The organism is Candidatus Marivariicella sp. (assembly GCF_983056325.1).
The window spans coordinates 20736-45209 of record NZ_CEZOWA010000014.1 but is presented as its reverse complement, the minus strand read 5'-3'; the positions used below and the strand labels follow the sequence as shown (position 1 = coordinate 45209).

The window sequence follows — 24474 nt, the reverse complement described above, 5'->3', positions numbered from 1 at the left end:
AAAGCCTTTTTAATTATATATTATATATATTGAAAATTGTTTTATCTAACTAATAAAATATAGATAACTTTTATTTTCGTTTAATATGAATACAAATTTTGAAATTCTTGACTATGTAGTTTTTGCTCTATATGGATTTGTAATACTTGGCGTTGGATTATGGGTTTCAAGAGATAAAAAAGGAGAAAGTAAAAGTGCTGAAGATTATTTTCTTGCAAGCAAATCACTGCCTTGGTGGGCTATTGGCGCATCATTAATTGCAGCTAATATTTCAGCTGAGCAATTTATCGGAATGTCTGGTTCGGGTTTTGCTGTAGGACTTGCCATCGCATCTTATGAATGGATGGCAGCAATTACATTGATTATTGTTGGAAAATATTTTCTTCCAATTTTTATTGATAAACAAATTTATACCATTCCAGAATTTGTTGAAAAAAGATTTTCAAGTCAATTAAAAACAATCTTAGCAATTTTTTGGATTGGACTCTATGTCTTTGTGAATTTAACTTCAGTTTTGTACTTAGGTGGTTTAGCATTAGAAACAATATTAGGGATTGAATTAATTGAAGGAGTTATAGGGCTTGCACTTTTTGCAGCTGCATATTCTCTCTATGGAGGACTATCTGCTGTTGCTTGGACAGATATTATCCAAGTTATAGTTCTCATAATAGGTGGACTAATAACCTCTTATTTAGCTTTAAATACAGTTTCTGGTGGAGAAGGAATGTTTAATGGTTTATATAAATTATATGACGTTGTTCCAGAAAAATTTGATATGATTCTTGAGAAAAGTAATCCAGAATATATGAATTTGCCGGGGATTGGCGTTTTAATAGGAGGAATGTGGGTTGCTAATCTTTATTATTGGGGCTTTAATCAATATATTATTCAAAGGACATTAGCTGCAAAATCTTTGAAAGAAGCACAAAAAGGTATATTATTTGCTGCTAGTTTAAAAATGATTCTTCCACTCATAATTGTTATTCCTGGTATTGCAGCATATGTTATTGTAAATGATCCTACAATTTTATCTACATTGGGAGAGACAGGCCTATCAAATATTCCCAACGAAGGATCTGCAGATAAAGCCTACCCGTGGTTAATGCAATTTTTACCAACTGGCTTGAAGGGAATAGCGGTTGCTGCTCTTGCTGCAGCAATTGTATCATCTTTAGCATCTATGCTAAACTCAACCGCTACAATATTTACCATGGATATTTATAAGCCATTTTTTAATAAAAATGCAAATGATTCAACCGTAGTAAATGTTGGTAGATTGTCTGCTGCTTTTGCCCTTGTAATTGCAACAATTATGGCTCCACTATTAGGAGGTATTGACCAAGCGTTTCAATTTATTCAGGAGTATACCGGGGTTGTTAGCCCAGGAATTCTTGCAGTATTCATATTAGGATTATTTTGGAAAAAGACTTCCAATAAAGGTGCTATTTACGGTGCTCTTTTCTCAATTCCAATAGCTATGTTCTTAAAAATTGGTCCAAAAGGCTGGTTCAGTGATACAATTTTAAATAGTCTTGCTCCTACCCTTCCTTTTATTGATCAGATGGCAATTACAGCAATTTTAACAATGCTTGTCATTATGTCTGTTAGTTACAGAGAAAACAAAATTAATTCTGATTCTAAAGGAATTGAACTTAACAAAGGTATATTTGATACAAGCCCTACATTCAATATAGGTTCATTTGCATTAATGATAGTATTAGTTGGACTTTACAGTTTTTTTTGGTAGAATGTTATAAATACATCTTAACTCTTAACTCCTTTACTTTATCATCAGTCATGTATTCGTCAAAAGTCAGATGTCTATCTATTATTCCTTTTGGAGTGAGTTCAATTATCCTATTACCTAGTGATTGAGCAAATAAGTGGTCTTGAGTCGAACAAAGAAGTGTGCCCTTAAACTTTTTTAATGCGTTGTTAAAAGCTGTTATGGACTCCAAATCTAAATGGTTTGTAGGTTCATCTAAAATTAAAACGTTAGATCGACTCATCATCATTTTAGATAGCATGCATCTTACCTTTTCTCCTCCTGATAAAACATTTGAACCTTTTAGTGCTTCCTCTCCAGTAAAAAGCATTTTTCCTAAAAAACCTCTTAAATACAACTCTTCTCTTTCTTCTTCAACTTCAGTCCATTGCCTTAACCAATCAACTAATGAAAGTGTTTTTTTAAAAAGATAATTATTATCAATTGGTAAATATGCTTGAGTAGTTGTTATTCCCCAATCAAAACTTCCTAAACTAGGTAGTAGTTCATTATTTAGAATTTTAAAAAAACTAGATACTGCTCTTGAATCTTTACTGAAAACAATTACTTTATCATTTTTGGTCAAGTTTAAGTTTATATCACTGAATAATATTTCCCCATCAATTTCATATTTAAGTTTTTCAATATTTAATATTTGATCTCCTGCCTCCCTTTCTTGTTCGAATAAGATACCTGGATATCTTCTGCTAGATGGCTTTATTTCTTCAATATTTAATTTATCAATCATTTTTTTTCTTGAGGTTGCTTGCTTTGATTTAGCGACATTTGCAGAGAATCGTGAAATAAACTCCTGCAATTCTTTCTTTTTTTCTTCTGCCTTTTTATTTGATTGAGCTTTTTGTCGAGCTGCTAATTGAGAAGATTCATACCAAAAACTATAATTTCCAGAAAAATGATTGATTTTACTAAAATCAATATCTGAAATATGAGTACATACTGCGTCTAGAAAATGTCGATCATGAGATACAACTATAACTGTATTTTCATAATTACTTAAAAATATTTCTAGCCAGTTGATTGTGTCATAATCTAAATCATTTGTGGGTTCATCCATTATCAAAACATCTGGATTTCCAAATAATGCCTGTGCTAATAAAATTCTTACTTTTTGTTTTACATCAACATCTATCATATTGCTATAGTGTATTGATTCTGAAATTCCCAAATTGGATAGTAACGCGGCTGCATTACTATCAGCATTCCACCCATCCATTTCTTCATAGAGAAGTTGTAACTCCCCAACTCTGTCTCCATCAGATTCTGAAAAGTCTTCATTTGAATATATCTGATCCATTTCTTTTTTAACAGAAAACAATTCTTTATTACCTCTTAAAACTGTTTCAATAACCTGGCATTGGTCATAGGCATTGTGATTTTGTTCTAAAACGGAGAGTCGTTTTCCTATCTCAAGATTTACATTACCTGAGTTTGCATCTTGATTTCCAGAAAGGATATTTAGAAAAGTTGATTTTCCTGCACCATTTGCACCTATAATTCCATAACAATTCCCTGCAGAAAAAGTAACATTCACCTCATCAAAAAGAACTCTTTTTCCATATTGAACAGAAAGGTTGTTTACCGAAAGCATATTTTTTTTTGCGAAAATAGGTAATTCTAATAAAGAAAACCTATTAATTTTATAAATTGAAAATTATTAGTTTAAAATATTTTTTTGAAAAATTATAAAATTTATATACATAGTATTTTAATTATCAGTTTTATATCATGTTCAAATCAGATAAAAAATAATAGTATATTTTTTGGAGGTCAAATTATAAACCCAACCTCAAATTATTTAATTCTTCATAAAAACAACATCACAATTGATTGTCTAGTCTTAGATTCAAATAATAGTTTTAAAAAAACTTTTGTCAATTTAGAACCTGGAATATATAAATTAGAACATATTCCTGAATATCAAACTTTATTAATCGAGCCTGGTGATAGTCTATGGGTAAGAGTAAATGCTGCTGAATTTAAAAAATCCATCGTTTTTAGTGGAAAAGGGTCCAGTAAAAATAATTTTTTAATGGATATGGAAATCAATATAGAAATGGAGAATGAATTTCTTTCCTCTAAATATTCTCTGGAAAGCAAATTTTTTTCTAAAATTATTGATTCTTTAGTAAATCAAAAGAAGAAACAATGGATTTTGATGGACTCCATAAACCAATTATCTGATTTTGCCCAAAAAGTTACCATGGCTTCTTATGTATATCCTTATGGTACAAGAAGAGAAAGATACGCTATTTTGAGAGCCGAAAACCTAGTTAGATCCAAAGACAGCTCATACTTTAATTACAGACAATTTTTAAATTTTGAAGAAACTGACTTAGCCTTTTTCGATCCATATATTGATTATGTTCTTAATTTTTTAAACGAAAATTCAGTAGATAGTTTAAATTATTATTTTAAGTCTAAAAATGAAACTGATTTTAATATAAAAAGACTTCAAGTATTAGAAAATAAAATATTTGGGAGAGAGTTAAAAAATAATTTAGCTAGAGCCATTGCCTTCGATGAAGTTTTAAACTTTGATAATCATTCAGAACACGAGAATTTTTTACAATACTATTTTGCCGTTAATTCTAATACTAAGTTTTTAGCAGAGGTTCTAAGTCTTCACAATGATATTAAAAAAATGTATTTAGGGTCCTCACTTCCAGAAATATCAATTCAAAATTCAAAACTTGATACTGTAAGTAGTAATTCAATATTCAATAATAAACCAACTGTTATATATTTTTGGTCCCAATCCCAAATGAACCACTACAAGAGAACATTAGATATAATTGAAAAATTAAAATTAAATAAACCAAATTATCAGTATGTGGGAATTTCTATTCAGCCGTTGAATAAAATTGCACTTCAAGTTAATAAAATGTTAGACCTAGATAACGGAAAACAATTTGCAATTATAGACTTTGAAAATGCAAGTAAAAAATGGATAATTACACTCTTAAATAAAGCAATTATAACTGATCCTGACGGAAAGATAATCAATGGATTTGGAAATATTTTTGATTTTAATTTTTTAGATCAGCTCTAATTTCCTTTTTTATGGTCCGCTAAAAATTTTTCTAAACCAGAATCAGTAAGTGGGTGTTTTGATAGAGCTATTATTGCACTTAGTGGTCCTGTCATAACATCAGCTCCTGCTTTAGCGCAGTTAATAATATGCATAGGATGACGAACTGAAGCTGCTAGTATTTCTGTTTCAAATGCATAATTATCGTATATGTGTCTAATTTCCTCGATTAGGAACATACCGTCTTGTGAAATATCATCAAGTCTTCCAATAAATGGTGAAACATAAGTAGCTCCTGCTTTTGCAGCAAGTAAAGCTTGACCTGATGAAAAAATTAAAGTACAATTTGTTTTGATACCCTTATTAGAAAAATACTTAATTGCTTTGATTCCTTCAGGAATCATAGGAACTTTTACAACAATTTGAGGGTGAAGTTTTGCAAGTATTTCTCCTTCACTTACAATTCCTTCAAAATCAACAGCTATTACTTCAGCCGAAACATCTCCACTTACAGATTTACAGATATTTACATAATGTTTTAGAATATTTTCTTGTCCAGTTATTCCCTCTTTAGCCATTAAGGAAGGATTAGTTGTAACTCCATCAAGAACTCCAAGGTCCTCAGCTTGTTTTATTTGTTCAATATTTGCAGTATCGATAAAGAATTTCATAATTAATTAATTTATAGATTGTAATAATTCATTAAGATTTTTTCGTATAAAAAATCGGGTAATATTTTTTTTAAAAAGATAGAAAATTTTTGAAAATGTGCACCTACTTTATAGTGAACATTTGGTGATTTTGTTAATATTATTTTATAAATGTTTCTTGCAACTTCTTCTGGATCATTTCCATCATTAACGTGCTTATTCATTTTACTTAAACTTTGTTTATATACATTCTCATATGCTCCATTTTTGATAGGAGAATGGTACCTTCTATTTGCTATATTAGTGGCGAATTCTCCAGGTGCTAATGTCAATATATTAACACCAAACCTTTTCGTTTCCATTCTAATAGATTCTGTAAAAACTTCCATTGCTGCCTTTGAAGCTGAATAACAACCTCTAAATGGTAATCCCATATAACCAGCTATTGAAGTAATATTAATGATCAAACCACTTTTATTATTTCTCATTACAGGAAGTGTTTTTTGCATCAATTTTATTGGACCAAAGAAATTAGTTTCAAAATTCTCTCGCATTGCTTTAATATTTGTTTCTTCACCTGGACCTGTAATTCCAACACCTGCATTATTTATCAAAATATCAATTACATTTTCTTTTTCAAGTACTTCTTCAATGTATTTATCAATTGATAAATCATTATTAACATCAAGCGATAACAAAGAATAATTTTTTGGGGTTTTGTATTTATTTGGGGATCTACTAGTGCCATATACGCGGAAACCTCTATTTGAAAGGTATTCTGCTGTAGCTTTTCCAATACCTGAGGAAGCACCTGTAATTAAAACAACTTTAGCCATATAATAAAAGGGCAAGCTGTCTACATCACATCGCTACAACCATCTACCCTTGCTGCGTTCCCACCCTGGGGGATTTGACAGGAGCTGATTGTGTAGGACTTGCCCATTACAAATATACCACATAGATTAATGTCAACAATGGGCTTTAAAATTTAATTTTATTTAACTTCGTTTCAAATAAATTAAAATGAAATATTTATTTAAACCAATAATTATTAGTTTTCTATTAATGAATTGTGGTTCACAAAATCAGTTATCTTTTAAAATCACAACAAATTCATCTGAATTTAATCCAAACGACACTCTTAAAATTCAAATAACATCAACTAAGTTGGAGAAAATTCCTGAGAAAATTATTTATATTGATGGAAATGAGGTTAAACCTCCATATACCTTATCTAATCTGAAATTAGGAAAACACGAAATTAAAGCTGAATTAATTCTCAAGGGTGATAAAATATTTTTAAATAAAGAATTTACATTATTCGCAACTAATTCACCAGAATTGTATTCATATAAAATAATTAACTCATACCCTCACGATAAAACTTCATATACACAAGGTTTAGAGTTTGATGGGGATATTTTGTTTGAAAGTACAGGACTCAGAGGTCAATCTAAAATTAGATCAACTAATTATAAAGACGGATCTATCATTAATGAAAAAAAATTGAATAAAAATTATTTTGGAGAAGGTCTTTCAATATTAAATGATAATGTTTACCAACTAACATGGCAGGAAAATATTGGTTTTATTTACGATAAATCTTTATCAAATGTAGAAGGATCATTTTCATATGGTAAGAGTAATGAAGGTTGGGGTTTATGTAATGACGGTTTAAATTTTTATAAATCAGATGGAACAAATAAGATTTGGATTTTAGATACTAAAAGTCTAAAAGAAATAGGTTATATCGAAGTAATGACAAATAACAAGACTGTTAATAAAATTAATGAACTTGAATGGGTTGATGGTAAAATATATGCAAACACCTATCAGTTTAATAAAGAAGTCGTTTTAATTATTAATCCTAAATCTGGAATGGTAGAAGGAGTTATAGATTTCAGTGGTTTGAAGAATCAAGTAGAGCAGATTAAATCTTTAAATGTTTTAAATGGTATTGCATATAATAAAAATTCAAAATCATTCTTTTTAACAGGGAAAAACTGGAGTAAGCTTTTTGAAGTTAAAATATACAAATCAAATGAATAGATTTACAACCAACATAAAAGTTTTAAAGAATCACCTTGATGATCTAAATCATGTAAATAATGTTCAATATTTATATTGGGCTCAAGATATTGCAAAATCTCACTGGATATTTTTAACAGAAGATGTAAAATTTCCTATTGGAATATGGATGGTACGTCATCACGATATTATTTATAGGATGGGAAGTTTTTTAGGAGATATAATTAAGGTTAGTACATATATTTCAAATGTTAAAGGTCCAGTTCTTAATAGAATAGTTGAATTTCACAATAAAAATAATGATAAGTTGCTTGTTAGAATTTGTACTAAATGGTGCTATCTAGATAATTTGAAGGATAGAAAGATTTTATCAATCCCAAATAAGATAATTAAACTAATCAATCCATTGGACTTAAAAGTTAAATAATTCTCTTCCTTTCATTAAAGAGTTAACTTTTAGTGCAACATTTTTAAGTTCTCTATCATTTTCATGATTTTTTATAACATGATCAATTAGTTCAACTATGGAGGGCATTTCATTTGAATTCAACCCTCTTGTAGTTATAGCTGGAGTTCCAATTCTTATTCCTGAAGTAACAAATGGAGATTTATCATCAAAAGGAACCATATTTTTGTTTACAGTAATTTCTGCTTTAACTAAAGCTTGCTCAGCATCTTTTCCATTAATATTTTTATTTCTTAAATCAATTAGCATTAAGTGATTATCAGTACCGTTAGAAATAATATTATAATTCAAATCAATAAAAGCTTTAGCCATAGTTCGTGAATTAGACATAACTCTTTGTTGGTAATCCTTAAATAATGGGGAGAGTGCCTCTTTAAAAGCTAGTGCTTTACCTGCTATTACGTGCATTAATGGACCTCCTTGATTCCCAGGAAACACTGCCATATTTAATAAGTTTGACATTTTTTTTAATGATCCGTTTTTTAATTTTTCACCAAAAGGATTATCAAAGTCTTTACCCATTAAAATTAAACCACCTCTTGGTCCTCTTAGCGTTTTGTGGGTTGTAGTTGTGATAACGTGGCAATGAGGGAGTGGATCATTAAGGAGACCTGAAGCAATCATTCCTGATGGATGGGAGATATCTGCTAATAAAAAACATCCAATTTTGTCAGCAATTGATCTAAATTTTTTAAAATCAATATCACGTGAATATGCAGAGGCACCGGCTATAATCATTTTAGGTTTTATTTTTTCAGCTAATTTTTCAATATTATCATAATCAAGAATTCCAGTATCACGATTTACACCATAAAAATTTGCATTGTATAGTTTTCCAGAAAAATTCACAGGTGATCCATGTGTTAAATGACCACCATGAGATAAATCAAATCCTAATATCTTATCACCTGGATTCAAAAATGCATGAAAAACAGCAGTATTGGCCTGGGAACCTGAGTGAGGTTGAACATTTGCATATTCAGCACCGTATAGTTTTTTTGCTCTTTCTATGGCTAATGTTTCAACTTTATCAACAACTTCACAACCACCATAATATCTTTTATTTGGATAACCTTCTGCATATTTATTTGTTAAAACTGAACCTGTAACTTTCATTACATCGGGGCTAGTGAAGTTTTCTGACGCAATAAGTTCAATACCATTAAGCTGTCTATTATTTTCGTCGTTAATAAGATTAAAAATTTCCTGGTCTTTCATATTTATTATTTATGAATACAAATTTAAAGATTATTAAATGTTCGTTGTGTTCATTAAATAAAATAAAAATGAAGTTGTTCACATTAAATAAACATTTATATCTATAAATTGAAATTGTACATTTGTGTTGTGATAAAAAATATAAACATTCAAAATAGGAGGGCAAAGTTTGAATATGAACTTCTTGACAAATATAATGCTGGAATAGTTTTAACGGGAACTGAAATAAAATCAATAAGAAATAGTAAAGCAACTATAACAGACAGCTTTTGTGAGTTTAACGATGAAGGTGAACTTTTTGTTGTTAATATGTCTATTGAAGAATATGATCATGGAAACACCTATAATCACAAGCCAAAACAAAGTAGAAAATTACTTTTAAATAAAAAAGAATTAAAAAAACTCAATAAAGAGGTTAGTAATTCAGGTTTAACAATAATTCCCCTGAAGTTGTTTGTAAATGAAAAAGGTTTTGCCAAATTACGTATCGCACTTGCTAAAGGAAAAAAACTTTATGATAAGAGAGAAAGCATTAAAGATAGGGACAACAAAAGAAATATTGAAAGAATCAAAAAGTCATTTAAAAAATGATAAATAGCAAAATATTAAATTTTATTGAAAAACTAAACACTAATAATCTCCAAAATATTAAAAAAAAGAAAATTGATTCATTAATTCAACTTATTGGAAATACAGATCAAGCCATTAAATTAAATTATATATGTACTCATAATTCAAGAAGAAGTCAGCTTTCTCAGATTTGGAGTGAGACATTAAGTGTGTATTTTGATAAGAAAAATATCTTTTCTTTCTCAGGTGGAACTCAAGTAACTGAAGTTTATGAGGGTGTAATTTTGTTATTAGAGCAAGTCGGTTTTAATATAACAAAAGAAAGTAAAGTCATAAATTCAACTTTGTCAATAGATTATGGAGATTCAAATAATAAGATCAAAATTTACTCAAAACTATTTAATTGTAATTCAAACCCTAAAACAAACTTCATAGCAATAATTAATTGTGAAAGTGCTGATAAAAATTGTCCTATTGTTCATGGAGCAGAATACAAATTTTTTCTACCATTTAAAGATCCCAAATTAATGGACGGAACAAATAATGAAAATATTTATTATTCTAAAACCAATATGGAAATAGCATCTACATTGAAGTATTTATTTGAAAATATTTAATTTTTATTTTTTAACAGAGGCACAAAATTAAATTTTCCAAATGTTTCCTTATTAAATTTTTTTTCAGAAACTCTTGTGTATCTGGTCATGACTTGTTCATTATCCCCTATTGGTATAACTAATTTACCTCCAATTAATAATTGATCAAGGAGATTGCCTGGCACAAAAGGGGCGCCTGCTGTTACTAATATTGCATTATAGGGTGCATTTTCTTTTAGCCCTTCATAACCATCTCCAAAAACAAGTCTTTTTGGTTTCCATTTCAGTTTTCTAAATAACAAATTAGTTTTTTTAAATAAAGATTTTTGTCTCTCCATACTATAAACTTTACAACCTAATTCTATCAAAATAGATGTTTGATATCCTGAACCTGTACCTATTTCTAAAATCTTATCACTTGTTTTTATTTTTAACAATTCAGTTTGATAAGCAACCGTATAGGGTTGAGAAATAGTTTGACCCTCACCTATTGGATAAGCTTTATCTGAATATGCGTAGCTATCTATTCCAAGATCCATAAACCATTGCCTTGGAACTGAATTAATTGCATTAAGAACCTTTAAGTCTTTAATTCCCTTTTCTTTAAGTATTAAAACTAATTGATTTCTTAGGCCTTTATTCTTACTACTGTCTAACATTTAAACAAAAGTAATTAAGACTAACCATAATATTTAATGAAGAATTGTATTTTTACAAAAAAAGATATGTTGAATGTCGGTGTTTGTGGCGCAGGTCATTTAGGTAAGATACATTTAAACCTTTTAAATCAATCGAAATATTATAATCTTATAGGTTTTTACGATTCTGATTTGTCAAATGCAAAAAAAGTTTCTGAAAGTTTTAATTATAAGTTTTTTGAATCTTTTGAAGAATTAACTTTAAAATGTGATGTTATAGATATTGTTACCCCAACAATATTTCATCATAAAATGGCAAAATTAGCTTTATTAAATAATTGTCACATCTTTATTGAAAAACCAATTACAAATACGATAAATGAAGCTAAAGAACTAATTGAAATTTCAAAATTAAAAGGACTATGTGGTCAGGTTGGTCATGTTGAAAGATTTAATCCCGCTTTCACTGCTTCTAAATCACATATAACAAATCCAATGTTTATTGAAACTCACAGGCTTGCAGAATTTAATCCAAGAGGAACTGATGTTCCGGTTGTGTTAGACTTGATGATTCATGATATTGATATAATTCTAAGTTTAGTAAAATCACCAATAAAATCTGTTAATGCGTCAGGAGTTAAAGTAATTAGTAATACTCCAGATATAGCAAATGCTAGAATTGAATTTGAAAATGGGTGTTTTGCTAATCTAACCGCAAGTAGAATTTCTATGAAAAATATGAGGAAAAGTAGATTTTTTCAAAGGGATGCATACATAGCAATAGATTTTTTAGATAAAAAATCAGAAATTGTTAAAATGAAAGATATAAACCCTAACTCAAACGAAAATACAATGATTCTTGAAAACTCAGAGGGAGTTAAAAGAGAACTCTATTTTGAAAATCCAAATATTGAAAATTCAAATGCTATTCTTAACGAATTAAACTCATTTGCAAAGTCAATAACAAATAAACAAAAACCAATCGTAGACTTAAATGATGGGTATTTAGCACTGCAGACTGCAATGAGAATTATAGATTCATATTAAAATGTTAAAAATTAACAGGTTAAATATTTTTCTGCCAACTTATCCTCAAAATCAAGTTTTTGATTCTAGGGATATAGCTTATCATAAATCGAATCAAAATAAATTAAAATCAGACAATTTTTTTAATATAATACATAATAAAAATTTATTTAAAATTATTTTAAATTGGAAATCTGCTTGTGATAATAATGAATATAAAAAATATCCAAATAAAACATTTTTGTTAGATATAAAATCTGATAAGTCTTTTTTTAGAGGTATACTATGTGGAGTCAGCTCCAATATGTTAGATAAACAGATAGTTTCTCCTCATGAAGAGGTTTTTGAAAAAAGAGTTGAGAAACTTAAAACATATCTTGCTAATGTCAAAATTCAAGCTGAACCTGTCGTTTTTGCAACTAATTTTTCTAAAGAAATTAATGCTAATATTGAGGAAACAGTTGCTAAAAAACCTATTAAAGATTTTACATATAATAATATTTCATATTCTATACGAGAAATGGATATTAAAGATTCAATAAATCATTTTAATAGATTTTATATTGTAGATGGACATCATAGAACTTCATCATTGAAATTATTTTCAAATAGTTTTAACGAAGAGTTCCAATTGCTAACGTTTTTAACTGATATTAATGATATTGAATCTGATAAATTTTCATGGAAAACCACAAATCCCTCAAAAAATTTAATTAATTCAATCAATAAATTGAGTAAAAGTTTTCACAAGCCAGATCCTCAAAAATTTTGGATAAATTATAAACAAGAATATTATCTTATAGATGAATTTGATATCGGAAAAATGACAATAAATAATTTTGAAAAATGGATAATACAATTTGGTGATAAAATTAATCGTTACCATTTTAAAAATAATGATACACCCAACTCTCCAAATAATGTAACTTACAACTTCCCAACATTTACTTTCGATCAAATACTGAAAACCATTAATAATAATAAAACTTTTCCAAAAAAAACAACGTATTTAGAACCAAAGATGCTTACTGGTTTATTTGTATCTGAATTATAATATCTTCTATAATGAATATTAAAAAAAATTTAAATCGTATAAATTCAAATATCCCTAATGATGTTGTTCTTGTTGCAGTATCCAAAACAAAATCAATTCAACTTATTATGGATGCATATGATAATGGACAAAGAATTTTTGGAGAAAACAAAGTTCAAGAAATGGTTGCAAAATGGGAGTCATTACCAAAGGATATTCAATGGCATATGATAGGTAACGTGCAAAGAAATAAAGTCAAATATATGGCTCCATTTGTTTCACTCATTCATGGGGTAGATAGTCTTAAGTTACTTCTTGAAATAAATAAACAAGCTAAAAAAAATAATAGAATAATTGATTGTCTACTTCAAGTTCATATTGCCAGAGAAGATACCAAATACGGTTTTAGTTATTCTGAACTTAAAGCAGTATTTAATGAAGTTAATTCATTGGATAATGTGTCAGTTAAAGGATTAATGGGCATGGCTTCATTTTGTAATGATAATCATATTATTGAAAAAGAGTTTAGATTGTTGAAATCAAAATTTGATTTTTATAATTTAAATGATCTAAATTTTAAAATTCTTTCAATGGGTATGAGTGGTGATTATGATATCGCAATTGATTGTGGATCAACTATGATTAGAGTTGGAAGTAAAGTTTTTGGATCTAGAGATTAAATAATGTACGCAATTGTTGATATAGAAACTACCGGAGGAAAATTTAATGAGGAGGCAATTACTGAAATAGCAATATACAGATTTGATCAAGATAAAGTTATTGATCAATTTATTTCACTTGTAAAGCCTGACAGAGCAATTCAGCCATTTGTTGTAAGATTGACCGGTATAACAGATAAAATGTTAAAAACTTCTCCTAGATTTTTTGAAATTGCAAAACGAATAATTGAGATAACTAGTGACTGTATAGTAGTTGCTCATAATGCAGATTTTGATTATCGAATTTTAAGAACGGAATTCAAAAGGTTGGGTTATGATTTTAAAAGAAAAACTTTGTGTACCGTCCAGTTATCAAAAAAACTTATGCCTGATTTAGAATCCTATAAGCTTGGTAAATTAGTAAGAACCCTTGGTATACCAATTAGCAATCGACATAGAGCTCAAGGAGATGCATTAGCAACAGTAAAGCTATTCGAGTTATTGGTTCAAAAAGATAAAAAGAAAGTTATTTTAAATAGTTTTATTAAAGAAATACAGCAATCAAATAATAAGACTAAGTATTTAGATTTAATAGATCAAACTCCAAGTGAAACAGGTGTTTATTATATTCATGATAAGGAATCTATAATTTACATAGGAAAAAGTAAAAATTTAAAGAAAAGAATAACCACACATTTAACTTCTTCAGGATCAAAAGCTATAAAAATTCAAAATCAGATACGTAAAATTAGTTATGATAAAACCGGTAATGAATTGCTAGCTCTATTAAAAGAACAACAAGAAATAAAAGAAAATCAACCTAAATTAAACATCAAATATAAGTCTAGGTTATTTTCTATTGGTATTAAGTTAGTAAAAGATGATAATGGGTATCATAACATAAAAATTGAACAAATTGTTAATGACGAAAAATATCTCTTTGTTTTTAAAAATAAAGAAAATGCGAATAAAAAATTGAGTCAATGGATTAAAAAGTATAATCTATGTGAAAATTTAACTTCATTATCAAATAAAAGGAATACATGTGTTCAATACGATTTTAAAGTTTGTAATGGAGCTTGTTTTCTTAATGAGGATTCTAAAAATTACAATAAGAGAGTTAAAGATCTTTCACGGGATGTAATATTTTCTTTTCCTACATTTTTGATGATTGATAAAGGAAGAAATATTAATGAAAAAAGTTTTGTTCTTGTAAAGAATCATTTAATCATGGGATACGGATATTATGAACTAAATCATCAAATTAAATCATTAGAAAAAATAAAAAATAGATTAGTCAAAATTGATCACAATCAGGATGCCTTTTTTATTTTATATAACCATATAAAGCTAAAAAAATATAAAGAGCTTATTCAGTTATGACTTTAATTCTTTGAAAATTAATTTTGTATTTTTATAAAGATGATAAAAAAAACACATAATTGGAGACACAGACTTCATGAAATTATATACGAAGCAGACACCAATGAGGGCAAGCTTTTTGATATAACTTTACTAATTCTAATTGTTTTAAGTGTTATACTGGTTGGTCTAGAAAGTATTGATAGTTTTTATAATCAATACAGTTATTATCTAAATTTTTTTGAGTGGGTAATTACATTTTTTTTTACACTTGAGTATATAATTAGAATAATAGCAGTTCATAAACCAATAAAGTATATTTTTAGTTTTTATGGCATAATAGATTTGTTATCCACTGTACCTAAATATTTATCACTCTTTCTAGTTGGAACTCAATCTTTAGTTGCACTTCGCGCATTGAGACTTTTAAGAATCTTTAGAATCTTAAAAATGACTAGATATATAGGTGAATCTAATACTTTATTGAAAGCATTAATATCAAGTAGAGCTAAAATTGGTATTTTTATTTTTAGTGTTTTGGTTATTTGTATAATTTTTGGAACAATAATGTATATGGTTGAAAGCGATGAAAGTGGTTTTACAAGTATCCCCAAAAGTATTTATTGGTGTATTGTAACTCTTACAACTGTTGGTTATGGAGATATAGCTCCTGCTTCATCTCTTGGACAATTTATTGCTTCAGTAATAATGATCATGGGGTATGGAATAATAGCAGTTCCAACTGGAATAGTTACCGCAGAATTAACTGATCAAAATAAAAAAATTGACATTAATACTCAAGCATGTCTTCATTGTATGACCAGTGATCATATTGATAATTCAATTTTTTGCTATCAATGTGGTGAAAAATTAAATAATGTCTGATAGAAATCTTATTTATATCGGAGGTCCAACTGCAGTAGGTAAATCATTTATAGCATCAAAAGTTGCAGAATATTTTTCAACTGAAATTATTTCATGTGATTCTCGTCAATTTTATAAAGAAATGAATATCGGTACTGCTGTTCCTTCAAAAATTGAATTATCTAAGATCAAACATCATTTTATTCATGATAGAAGTACTTATAACCATTTATCAGTTGGAGAATTTGAAAAAGAAGCAATTGAAATTATAACCAATCAATTTAAAAAAAATAAAATTTTAATTATGGTTGGTGGTTCTGGACTTTATGCAGATTCAATTCTTTATGGACTCGATATATTTCCCAAAATATCTGATAGTACTTATAATATGATTATTGATCTCTATAAAAATAAAGGTTTATTGAATATTCAAAATTTATTAAAACAGGTAGATTTTGAATATTACAATAAAGTTGATTTAAATAACCACAGAAGAATAATCAGAGCTTTAACCATCTATTATGAAACTAAAACTCCATATTCTAAATTCTTAGGAAGAAAAAAACAAACTAGAAATTTTAAAACACATATTTACATTATAAACGAGAATAGAGAAAAACTTTATGATAAAATAAACATGAGAGTTAACCAAATGATTAAAAATGGGCTTGAAAAAGAAGCTAAATCTCTTATAAATATGATGCAATTAAAATCTCTTCAAACAGTAGGATATAAAGAGTGGATACCATATTGGAATGGAGAGTGTGATAAAATTGATGTTATTAATATGATCAAAATAAATTCAAGAAGATATGCGAAAAGACAATTAACTTGGTTTAAAAAATATGAATCTGCGAAATGGATGAATCCTGAAGATTCTATAGATTGTATTATAAATTATCATAAATAATTAGAAACATTTTTTTTGATACGTTCGTTGATGTTTTGTACATCAGCCTTTTTAAATTTTTCACCCATTATGTTCTCATACAACTCAATATATCTCTCTGAGACTTCATTTACATAATGATCACTCATTTCAGGTAAAACTTGCCCCTCTAATCCTTGAAAATTTTTTGAAATTAACCATTGTCTAACAAATTCTTTTGATAGTTGTTTTTGCGGTTCAGATTTTAATTGTCTTTTTTCATAACCTTCTTTATAAAAATATCTTGATGAATCAGGAGTATGAATTTCATCAATTAATACAATTTCCCCTTCGTTTGTTTTTCCAAATTCATATTTGGTATCAACTAGTATTAAATTTTGATTGGATGCTAACTCAGTACCTCTTTCAAATAATTTATAAGTATACTTTTCAAGTAGAAGATAATCCTCTAAAGAAACTAAATTAGTGTTAATTATTTCTTCCCTTGAAATATCTTCATCATGACCATGATCAGCTTTTGTAGCAGGGGTTATAATAGGGTTGGGAAATTTATCATTTTCCTTTAACCCTTCTGGTAGTTTAACACCACAAAGTAACCTTTTACCATTATTATACACTCTGGCTGAATGCCCAGCCAAATAACCCCTAATAACCATTTCTAATTTAAAAGGTTTACAATTTAAACCAATAGAAACATTTGGATCAGGACTTTCAGTTATCCAGTTAGGAACAATATCATTTGTTTCATCCATCATTCTTGTTGCAATTTGATTTAGGATTTGCCCCTTATATGGTATCCCTTTTGGAAGAACTACATCAAATGCAGAAATACGATCAGTTGCTATCATAATTAATTTTTTATTATCAATAGCATAGACTTCTCTTACTTTTCCTATGTATTTTGATTTTTGATTTTTAAAATTAAAATTTGTACTTGTAATAGTATTTTTCATAATTAGAATTTACTCATCATTTTTCTTGTAAGCATCAATTATTTTTTTTACAATTTTATGACGCATTACGTCACTTTCATCCAAATAAACTATACCAATTTCTGATGTTGTTTTTAAAATTCTGAGTGCTCCAATTAAACCTGACTGAATTTTTCTTGGTAAATCAACTTGACCTGGATCCCCGGTTATCATGAATTTTGCATTTTTCCCCATTCTAGTTAAAAACATTTTCATTTGAGAATGTGAAGTATTTTGGGCTTCGTCTAAAATAACAAAGGCATTGTCTAATGTTCGACCTCTCATAAATGCCAAAGGTGCGATTTGAATTATTTCCTTTTCAATATAAGATTTAAGTTTCTCAATAGGTATCATATCTTTCAATGCATCGTATAAAGGTTGCATGTACGGATCTAACTTTTCTTTAAGATCTCCTGGTAAAAAACCAAGATTTTCTCCAGCCTCTACTGCAGGTCTTGTTAAAATAATTCTTTTAACTTTCTTTTCTTTCAAAGCTTTAACTGCCATTGCAACACCCGTGTATGTCTTTCCTGTTCCTGCAGGACCAACTGCAAAAACCATATCATTTTGAGTTAAAAGCTTAACCAAGTTTAATTGATTCTCAGTTTTAGCTTTAATTTCTTTACCACCAACTCCATGAATTATAATAGAATCTACATTGTTAATCCTTACACTTTCTTCATCACTTAATATTAAATGTCTTTCAATATCTTCAGCGTCCAAAAAATTTTCATTTAATAATTTATCAGAGAGTATTTCAACTTTATTCTTAAATTTATTCAGAAGGTTTGTTTCACCAAAAGCAATAATTTTATTACCTCTACCTATTATTTTTAGTTTTGGAAAATAAAACTTTAATAATTCTAAGTTCTTATTTTCATTTCCAAAAAATTCTTGTGGATTTATGTCCGTTAATGTAATTTCAAGTTCATTCAATACAAAGAAGAGTTAAAAAAAATTATTTTTGTGTTACATTGTTAATTCTTTTCAAATGTACATATTTTGATTGAAAATTTATATTAATAAGTATTATGAGAATCGTTACTTTAACAACAGATTTTGGAACAAAAGATTATTTTGTTTCAGCGACTAAAGCTGCTTTATTTTCTGAAATAAGCAATGTGAAAATTTTTGATATTTCACATGAGATAAGTCCTTATAATATAACTGAAGCTTCATATATCTTAAAAAATGTATATAAATCATTTCCAAAAGGAACAATTCATCTTATTGGAGTAGATTCAGAATTGACTCCAGAAAATAAGCATTTGGTAATGTTATTTGACGGTCATTACTTTATTGGAGCAGATAATGGTATTTTTTCACTAATAAAAAATAACAAAAAGGTAGATAAAATTGTATCTATTAATATTCATAATAATATTATTTCAAGTTTTCCTATTTTAGATATTTTTGTCAAAGTTGCAGGTCATATTTCAAGAAACGGAGATTTAGATGTCATTGGGAAACAAATCAATTTAATTTTGGAATTAACAGATGTAAACCCAGTAATAAATAATTTAAAAAATAAGATTTTGGGTAGTGTTATTTATATAGATAATTATGGGAATGTAATAACAAATATAACTGAGGATATATTTAGTGATGTTAGTAATTCTAGAAATTTTATAATTAATGCAAGAACTATAGAGTTCAAAAAAATATATAAAAACTAAAGGGAAGCAATAGAGTTTAACATAGATAAAGATAAAAGAGAAGAAGATGGAAAAAAAATTGCTTTATTTAATACTGCTGGTCACTTAGAATTAGCTATATATAAGAGTAACCCCTCAACAGTAGGAAGTGCGAGTAGTTTGTTTGGTTTAAGCTATAGAGATGTAGTAACTATAATGTTTGATTAAATATGTTGATATTAATATCGAAAGAAATAAAGTACTTTTTCCTTACACCAGTTGGATATTTTGTTTTAGGGACATTTTGGACATTTAATACACTTCTATTTATATCTATTGATAATGATTTAAATCTTTTTCAAAGTAAATTTATAGATTTTAATGAATTTTTCACTCTAATGCCATTGATGTTAATTTTTTTAGTACCAACAATTGTAATGAGGTCTTTTAGTGAAGAAATTCAATTAGGGACAATAGATATAATTGTTTCAAAACCAATTTCAGACCTAACTATTATCTGGTCTAAGTTTTTTGGATGTCTATTTATATTAATAATATGTATTTTACCTACTTTTTTTTATATAATATACGCCTATCAATTCTCAATTTTAGAAGACGAAAATGATTTTCAGTTAATTATTGGAAGTTATTTTGGTTTATTGGCATTGGGATCAAATTTTACAGGAATTAGTTTACCAATCTCAATTATTTTTAAAAATCAAATAAACGTTTTAATAGCTAGTACTTTCTTGTGTTTTTGTCAATATTATTTATTTACTCAATTATCAGATCTTTCTAATTCAGATTTTCTGTATAATTTAATTTTAAATTCTGGAAGTCAAGAACATTATCTAAACTTCGTAAATGGAGTTATTTCCACTAATGATATAGGTTACTTTTTTGGATTAAATATTTTGTTTATGGGAATTACATTGTACTTTTTTAATAAATCCAGGTATAATTAATGAATAATAAAACCAATATCAACTTATTTTTGTTCCTAGGAAGTCTAATTATAATTCTATTTTCTTTTTCAGATTATAAGATTGATTTTACAAAGAATAATCGATTTACATTAAACCCAAATACTCTTTCAATACTTAAAGAGTTTGATCAAAAAATTTCAATTGATGTGTTTTTATCTGGTAAACTACCCAAGTCATATAGAAAGTTATCAAATGAAACAAGTCAATTGTTAAATTCATTTAAATCAATAAACAATAGTCTCAAAATTAATTTCATCAATCCATTTGAGGATGATATTTCAATTGAAAATTTAGTTAATGAAATGAACTCTTATGGAATGAAACCACAATATGTAATTGATGAAAATAATCAATCCATTGAAAAAAAAATTATTTACCCATGGGCTATAATAAATGACGGTAATAATTCTGTTTTAATATCATTAATTGAACCTCATTTAGGAGATTCGAACGAACAAAAAATTATTAAAGGAATTCAAAAGCTAGAGTATAAATTTTCCGACGGAATTCAAAGATTAATAAAAAATTCAAAATCTAAAATTGCTTTTTTAAGCTCCCACGGAACTAGTCCAACGATTAAGATTACTGATTGGATAAAAAAACTTCAAACCTATTATGAAGTTTCATTTTTTGATCTTAATAAATATAAAAATAACACAAAGGAAACGTTTGATAATTTAGTAACGTATCCACTATTAATTATTTCAAATCCTAAAGAAAAATTTACTTTAGAGGAGATATATATATTAGATCAATATAAGTTATACGGAGGTAATATTTTATGGTTAATCGATGGTGTAAAGATTGATATTAATTCATTAATTAAAAATAATGGAAAATCATTGGCAATAAAAAATGATCTTGGCCTAGATAATTATTTTTTTAATTATGGATTGAGGATTAATACCGAATTAGTTAAAGACATATATTGTGCTCCATTGGTAATTGCTAGTGGAAATGGTAATCAAACCCAATTTATTCCATTCCCATGGATATATTACCCTGTAAATAATGCAAAAAAATCTGTAATCAATAGATCTGATACTGGAGGTATTTGGTTTAGATTTGTAAGTCCAATTGATACTCTGAAAAATTCTCTCAAAAATACTTATTTAGCTACATCATCAAATTATACTCAGATACAAGAAATTCCTTCTGAAATTGATTTAAGTATTGCTGGGGAAAAATTAAACCCTGAAGAGTTTATTTTAAAGGAATCACTATTTGCTGTACTTTCTGAAGGAAACAGAACTTCACTCTTTAAAAATCGTGTATCACCTTTGTCTAGCATAATTAAAAAGGAAAGTGGTATTGGTAAGTTAATATTAGTTAGTGATGGACAGTTTGGTGAAAATCAATTAGATAATAGTAATAATCCTCTTGAGCTTGGATATGATAAATGGACAAATAATTTTTATTCAAACAAAAAATTTTTAATGAACACTGTTCATTATATAGTAGAACCAAGTTTTTTGATGGATATTGAGTTAAGAAAAATTAAAATAAGTTTATTTGATCAAGTTAAAATAAGTTCACGATCGCACTATAGTTCTTTTCTGTTTTTAATTATTCCAATATTATTATTATTGGTATTAAATTATTTTGTGAATAAAAATCGAAATGTTCATTAGTTAATAAATGTGTATAAGTTCTTTTTTGATTCAAGTTCATTTAAAATATCTTTGGGATAAACTGTATTAAAATGAAATTTATTGTATCTAGTGCTGCTTTATTGAAAGAATTACAAATTATTGGTGGTGTTGTAAATTCCACCAATACTCTTCCCATACTTGATAATTTTTTATTTGAGATAAATAATGAAACTTTAACATTAACAGCATCAGATCTTGAAACTACAATGTCCACAAGTATAAGAATTGAATCAACTGATTCTTACTCTATTGCAATACCTGCAAGATTATTAATAGATACATTAAAAACATTTGCTGAACAACCTTTAACTTTTATTAAAACCGATTCAAATACAATCGAAATTATTGCAAACAACGGTAAATACGCTGTTGCATACGTTTCGGGTGATGATTTTCCAAAGGCACTATATATAAATGACCCAAGTTCTACAATGATTAAAGGTAACGTGCTTGCAACATCAATAAATTCTACCTTATTTGCTTCTGGAAACGACGATTTACGTCCAGTAATGAGTGGAGTGTTCTTTCAGTTTAGTTCTGATGGTTTAAATTTTGTTGCTACTGATGCCCACAAAATGGTCAAATATTCTAGAAAAGACTACACAACCGAAAAAAGTGCAGAGTTTATAATGCCGAAAAAGCCTTTACAGATTATAAAAACTATTATGCTTGGTAATGATGAAAATGTCAAGATAGAATACAATGACACTAATGCTCAATTTATTTTTGGATCATCTACCCTGACATGTCGCTTGATTGATGGTAAATATCCAAATTATGAAGCTGTAATTCCAAAGGAAAATCCTAATGTTCTCACAATTGATCGTGCTTTGTTTTTAAATACCGTGAGAAGAGTAAGTATTTTCTCAAATAAAACTACTCATCAAATTAGGCTAAAAATTATAGGTTCATCACTAAATATATCTGCAGAGGATTTTGATTATAGTAATAAAGCTGATGAAAGGTTAGATTGTGAATATACAGGAGAAGATATCCAAATAGGATTTAATTCTAGATTTGTCATCGAGATGTTAAATAATTTAAATTCATCAACAATTAAATTGTCAATGTCACTTCCAAATAGAGCCGGTTTAATAACGCCAGTCGAAACGAAAGACGGTGGTGAAGAAATCACAATGCTGGTAATGCCAGTAATGCTTAATGACTAACAGATGAGGCAATAGATTCAGACAATCTTTTATATATTCCTTTTTCTAATTTCTCTCGAATATTTTTAAATGCACTAAGAGTTTTTGATACATCTTCTAAGTTATGAGATGCAGTAGGAATTAGTCTAAGTAAAATTAAGCCTTTTGGTATGACTGGATAAACCACTATTGAACAAAAAATTGAATAATTTTCTCTTAAATCCTTAACTAAAACCATTGCTTCAGGTATACTCCCTTTTAAATAAACTGGTGTCACACAACTTTGTGTTAAACCTATATCAAATCCCCGTTCCTTTAATCCATTTTGTAATGCATTAACGTTCTCCCATAATTTATCTTTGAGTTCTGGTCTTGTTCTGAGCATATCAAGTCTTTTTAAAGCTCCTTTAACAAGAACCATTTGTAATGACTTTGCAAACATCTGAGAACGCATATTATACTTTAAATAATCAATTATCTCCTTGTCTGCAGCAACAAAGGCTCCAGTTGAGGCCATTGATTTAGCGAAAGTTGCAAAATAAACATCTATCTCATTTTGAACTCCTTGTTCAATTCCAGCACCAGCGCCGTTTTTACCCAAAGTTCCAAAACCATGGGCATCATCAACCAAAAATCTAAAATTGTATTTATTTTTTAAACCTACTATTTCTTTTAACTTACCCTGTTCTCCTCTCATACCAAAAACACCTTCAGAGATAACTAGGATACCTCCACCGGTTTGATCAGCTATTTTATTAGCTCTAAGTAAGTTTGTTTCAAGACTTTCTATATCGTTGTGTTTATATGTATACCTTTTACCTGGATGGAGTCTAACTCCGTCAATAATACACGCATGGGCGTCAACATCATAGACGATCACATCGTCTTTACTAACTAAACTATCGATAGTTGATAAAATACCTTGATACCCAAAATTCAAGAGATAGGCAGATTCTTTTTGAACAAAATCTGCAAGTTCCTCTTCAAGTTTTTCGTGTAAGTCAGTATGTCCCGACATCATCCTTGCACCCATTGGATAAGCAGATCCGTATTTCATTGCAGCATCGGCGTCAACCTTTCTTATCTCTGGATGATTTGCAAGGCCCAAATAATCATTAATACTCCATGTAATTACTTCTTTTCCATTGAAAAACATTCTGTTACTTATTGGACCATCAAGTTTAGGAAAAACAAAATACCCTTCTGCATGTTTAGCCCACTTACCCAACGGACCCTTATTTTGTTTAATTCTAGCAAATAAATCTTTCAT

The 24474-nt window shown here is 28.1% G+C and carries 23 protein-coding genes, 1 other RNA gene and 1 pseudogene; 16 read left to right on the top strand and 9 right to left on the bottom strand.

Annotated features, from left to right (window positions below):
- Positions 1 to 85: 85 nt before the first annotated feature.
- Positions 86 to 1747, top strand: a complete 1662-nt coding sequence (locus AC3ATN_RS05990) for a sodium/sugar symporter (RefSeq protein WP_487532343.1) — start codon at positions 86 to 88, stop codon at positions 1745 to 1747.
- 4 nt (positions 1748 to 1751) lie between these two features.
- Here the strand turns inward: AC3ATN_RS05990 and AC3ATN_RS05985 are convergent, their stop codons facing one another.
- Positions 1752 to 3374: an ABC-F family ATP-binding cassette domain-containing protein gene (locus tag AC3ATN_RS05985; RefSeq protein ID WP_487532342.1), complete on the bottom strand. Its 1623-nt coding sequence runs from the start codon at positions 3372 to 3374 to the stop codon at positions 1752 to 1754.
- Between the two features lie 84 nt (positions 3375 to 3458).
- Between AC3ATN_RS05985 and AC3ATN_RS05980 the strand changes: the two genes are divergently transcribed.
- The gene (locus tag AC3ATN_RS05980) at positions 3459 to 4835 is read left to right on the top strand and encodes a hypothetical protein (RefSeq protein WP_487532341.1); all 1377 of its coding nucleotides are present in this window, start codon (positions 3459 to 3461) and stop codon (positions 4833 to 4835) included.
- Here the strand turns inward: AC3ATN_RS05980 and fsa are convergent.
- The 3 genes from fsa to ffs all read right to left on the bottom strand — a co-directional run bounded on the left by fsa (position 4832) and on the right by ffs (position 6405).
- A complete protein-coding gene (gene fsa, locus AC3ATN_RS05975) occupies positions 4832 to 5485 on the bottom strand; it encodes a fructose-6-phosphate aldolase (RefSeq protein ID WP_487532340.1) in 654 nt (217 codons plus the stop codon). The genes AC3ATN_RS05980 and fsa overlap by 4 nt on opposite strands.
- Before the next feature lie 11 nt (positions 5486 to 5496).
- On the bottom strand, positions 5497 to 6300 hold the full coding sequence (locus AC3ATN_RS05970; RefSeq protein ID WP_487532339.1) for an SDR family oxidoreductase: 804 nt from the start codon (positions 6298 to 6300) through the stop codon (positions 5497 to 5499).
- Between the two features lie 6 nt (positions 6301 to 6306).
- Positions 6307 to 6405, bottom strand: an RNA gene (gene ffs, locus AC3ATN_RS05965) — signal recognition particle sRNA small type.
- Positions 6406 to 6487: 82 nt separating this feature from the next.
- Here ffs and AC3ATN_RS05960 point away from each other — a divergent pair.
- Positions 6488 to 7513, top strand: coding sequence for a glutaminyl-peptide cyclotransferase (locus tag AC3ATN_RS05960; protein WP_487532337.1), 1026 nt, complete (start codon positions 6488 to 6490; stop codon positions 7511 to 7513).
- Positions 7506 to 7919: an acyl-CoA thioesterase gene (locus tag AC3ATN_RS05955; RefSeq protein ID WP_487532335.1), complete on the top strand. Its 414-nt coding sequence runs from the start codon at positions 7506 to 7508 to the stop codon at positions 7917 to 7919. Before AC3ATN_RS05960 ends, AC3ATN_RS05955 begins: the two co-directional genes overlap by 8 nt.
- On the opposite strand, the gene glyA is transcribed toward AC3ATN_RS05955, so the two are convergent.
- The gene (glyA, locus tag AC3ATN_RS05950; RefSeq protein ID WP_487532333.1) at positions 7905 to 9176 is read right to left on the bottom strand and encodes a serine hydroxymethyltransferase; all 1272 of its coding nucleotides are present in this window, start codon (positions 9174 to 9176) and stop codon (positions 7905 to 7907) included. The two genes, AC3ATN_RS05955 and glyA, sit on opposite strands and share 15 nt — an antisense overlap.
- Before the next feature lie 129 nt (positions 9177 to 9305).
- On the opposite strand from glyA, the gene smpB reads away from it, so the two are divergent.
- Positions 9306 to 9767 carry an SsrA-binding protein SmpB gene (gene smpB / locus AC3ATN_RS05945; RefSeq protein ID WP_487532331.1) on the top strand — a complete coding sequence of 154 codons (462 nt, stop codon included), beginning with the start codon at positions 9306 to 9308 and terminating at the stop codon, positions 9765 to 9767.
- Entirely contained in the window at positions 9764 to 10363 is a 600-nt protein-coding gene (locus tag AC3ATN_RS05940; RefSeq protein WP_487532330.1) for a low molecular weight phosphatase family protein, read from the top strand. Before smpB ends, AC3ATN_RS05940 begins: the two co-directional genes overlap by 4 nt.
- On the opposite strand, the gene AC3ATN_RS05935 is transcribed toward AC3ATN_RS05940, so the two are convergent.
- On the bottom strand, positions 10360 to 11001 hold the full coding sequence (locus AC3ATN_RS05935; RefSeq protein WP_487532329.1) for a protein-L-isoaspartate(D-aspartate) O-methyltransferase: 642 nt from the start codon (positions 10999 to 11001) through the stop codon (positions 10360 to 10362). The two genes, AC3ATN_RS05940 and AC3ATN_RS05935, sit on opposite strands and share 4 nt — an antisense overlap.
- A gap of 66 nt (positions 11002 to 11067) precedes the next feature.
- On the opposite strand from AC3ATN_RS05935, the gene AC3ATN_RS05930 reads away from it, so the two are divergent.
- Genes AC3ATN_RS05930 through miaA form a run of 6 tightly spaced genes read left to right on the top strand, consistent with a single transcriptional unit; the run spans position 11068 to position 16834 of the window.
- Positions 11068 to 12027 (top strand): Gfo/Idh/MocA family protein, encoded by a 960-nt coding sequence (locus AC3ATN_RS05930; protein WP_487532356.1) that lies wholly within the window; start codon positions 11068 to 11070, stop codon positions 12025 to 12027.
- 1 nt (position 12028) lies between these two features.
- Positions 12029 to 13060 carry a DUF1015 family protein gene (locus tag AC3ATN_RS05925; RefSeq protein WP_487532328.1) on the top strand — a complete coding sequence of 344 codons (1032 nt, stop codon included), beginning with the start codon at positions 12029 to 12031 and terminating at the stop codon, positions 13058 to 13060.
- 11 nt (positions 13061 to 13071) lie between these two features.
- On the top strand, positions 13072 to 13719 hold the full coding sequence (locus AC3ATN_RS05920) for a YggS family pyridoxal phosphate-dependent enzyme (protein WP_487532327.1): 648 nt from the start codon (positions 13072 to 13074) through the stop codon (positions 13717 to 13719).
- A 3-nt stretch (positions 13720 to 13722) separates the two neighbouring features.
- The gene (locus tag AC3ATN_RS05915) at positions 13723 to 15081 is read left to right on the top strand and encodes an exonuclease domain-containing protein (protein ID WP_487532325.1); all 1359 of its coding nucleotides are present in this window, start codon (positions 13723 to 13725) and stop codon (positions 15079 to 15081) included.
- Positions 15082 to 15120: 39 nt separating this feature from the next.
- A complete protein-coding gene (locus AC3ATN_RS05910; protein ID WP_487532324.1) occupies positions 15121 to 15945 on the top strand; it encodes an ion transporter in 825 nt (274 codons plus the stop codon).
- Positions 15938 to 16834, top strand: a complete 897-nt coding sequence (gene miaA, locus AC3ATN_RS05905; RefSeq protein ID WP_487532323.1) for a tRNA (adenosine(37)-N6)-dimethylallyltransferase MiaA — start codon at positions 15938 to 15940, stop codon at positions 16832 to 16834. The genes AC3ATN_RS05910 and miaA overlap by 8 nt, the downstream gene beginning before the upstream one ends.
- Here miaA and AC3ATN_RS05900 read toward each other — a convergent pair.
- Positions 16825 to 17766, bottom strand: coding sequence for a phosphoribosylaminoimidazolesuccinocarboxamide synthase (locus tag AC3ATN_RS05900; protein ID WP_487532322.1), 942 nt, complete (start codon positions 17764 to 17766; stop codon positions 16825 to 16827). The two genes, miaA and AC3ATN_RS05900, sit on opposite strands and share 10 nt — an antisense overlap.
- Before the next feature lie 9 nt (positions 17767 to 17775).
- Positions 17776 to 18720 carry a PhoH family protein gene (locus AC3ATN_RS05895; protein WP_487532321.1) on the bottom strand — a complete coding sequence of 315 codons (945 nt, stop codon included), beginning with the start codon at positions 18718 to 18720 and terminating at the stop codon, positions 17776 to 17778.
- Positions 18721 to 18815: 95 nt separating this feature from the next.
- Between AC3ATN_RS05895 and AC3ATN_RS05890 the strand changes: the two are divergent.
- The 4 genes and pseudogenes from AC3ATN_RS05890 (at position 18816) to dnaN (ending at position 23225) form a co-directional block, all read left to right on the top strand.
- Positions 18816 to 19646, top strand: a pseudogene (locus AC3ATN_RS05890) (SAM hydrolase/SAM-dependent halogenase family protein).
- Between the two features lie 2 nt (positions 19647 to 19648).
- Complete coding sequence (locus AC3ATN_RS05885) at positions 19649 to 20383, top strand: ABC-2 transporter permease (protein ID WP_487532319.1); 735 nt, start codon at positions 19649 to 19651, stop codon at positions 20381 to 20383.
- A complete protein-coding gene (gene gldG / locus AC3ATN_RS05880) occupies positions 20383 to 22035 on the top strand; it encodes a gliding motility-associated ABC transporter substrate-binding protein GldG (protein ID WP_487532318.1) in 1653 nt (550 codons plus the stop codon). Before AC3ATN_RS05885 ends, gldG begins: the two co-directional genes overlap by 1 nt.
- 71 nt (positions 22036 to 22106) lie before the next feature.
- The gene (dnaN, locus tag AC3ATN_RS05875) at positions 22107 to 23225 is read left to right on the top strand and encodes a DNA polymerase III subunit beta (RefSeq protein ID WP_487532317.1); all 1119 of its coding nucleotides are present in this window, start codon (positions 22107 to 22109) and stop codon (positions 23223 to 23225) included.
- On the opposite strand, the gene capB is transcribed toward dnaN, so the two are convergent.
- Complete coding sequence (gene capB, locus AC3ATN_RS05870) at positions 23215 to 24474, bottom strand: cysteate-C-fatty acyltransferase (protein WP_487532315.1); 1260 nt, start codon at positions 24472 to 24474, stop codon at positions 23215 to 23217. The genes dnaN and capB overlap by 11 nt on opposite strands.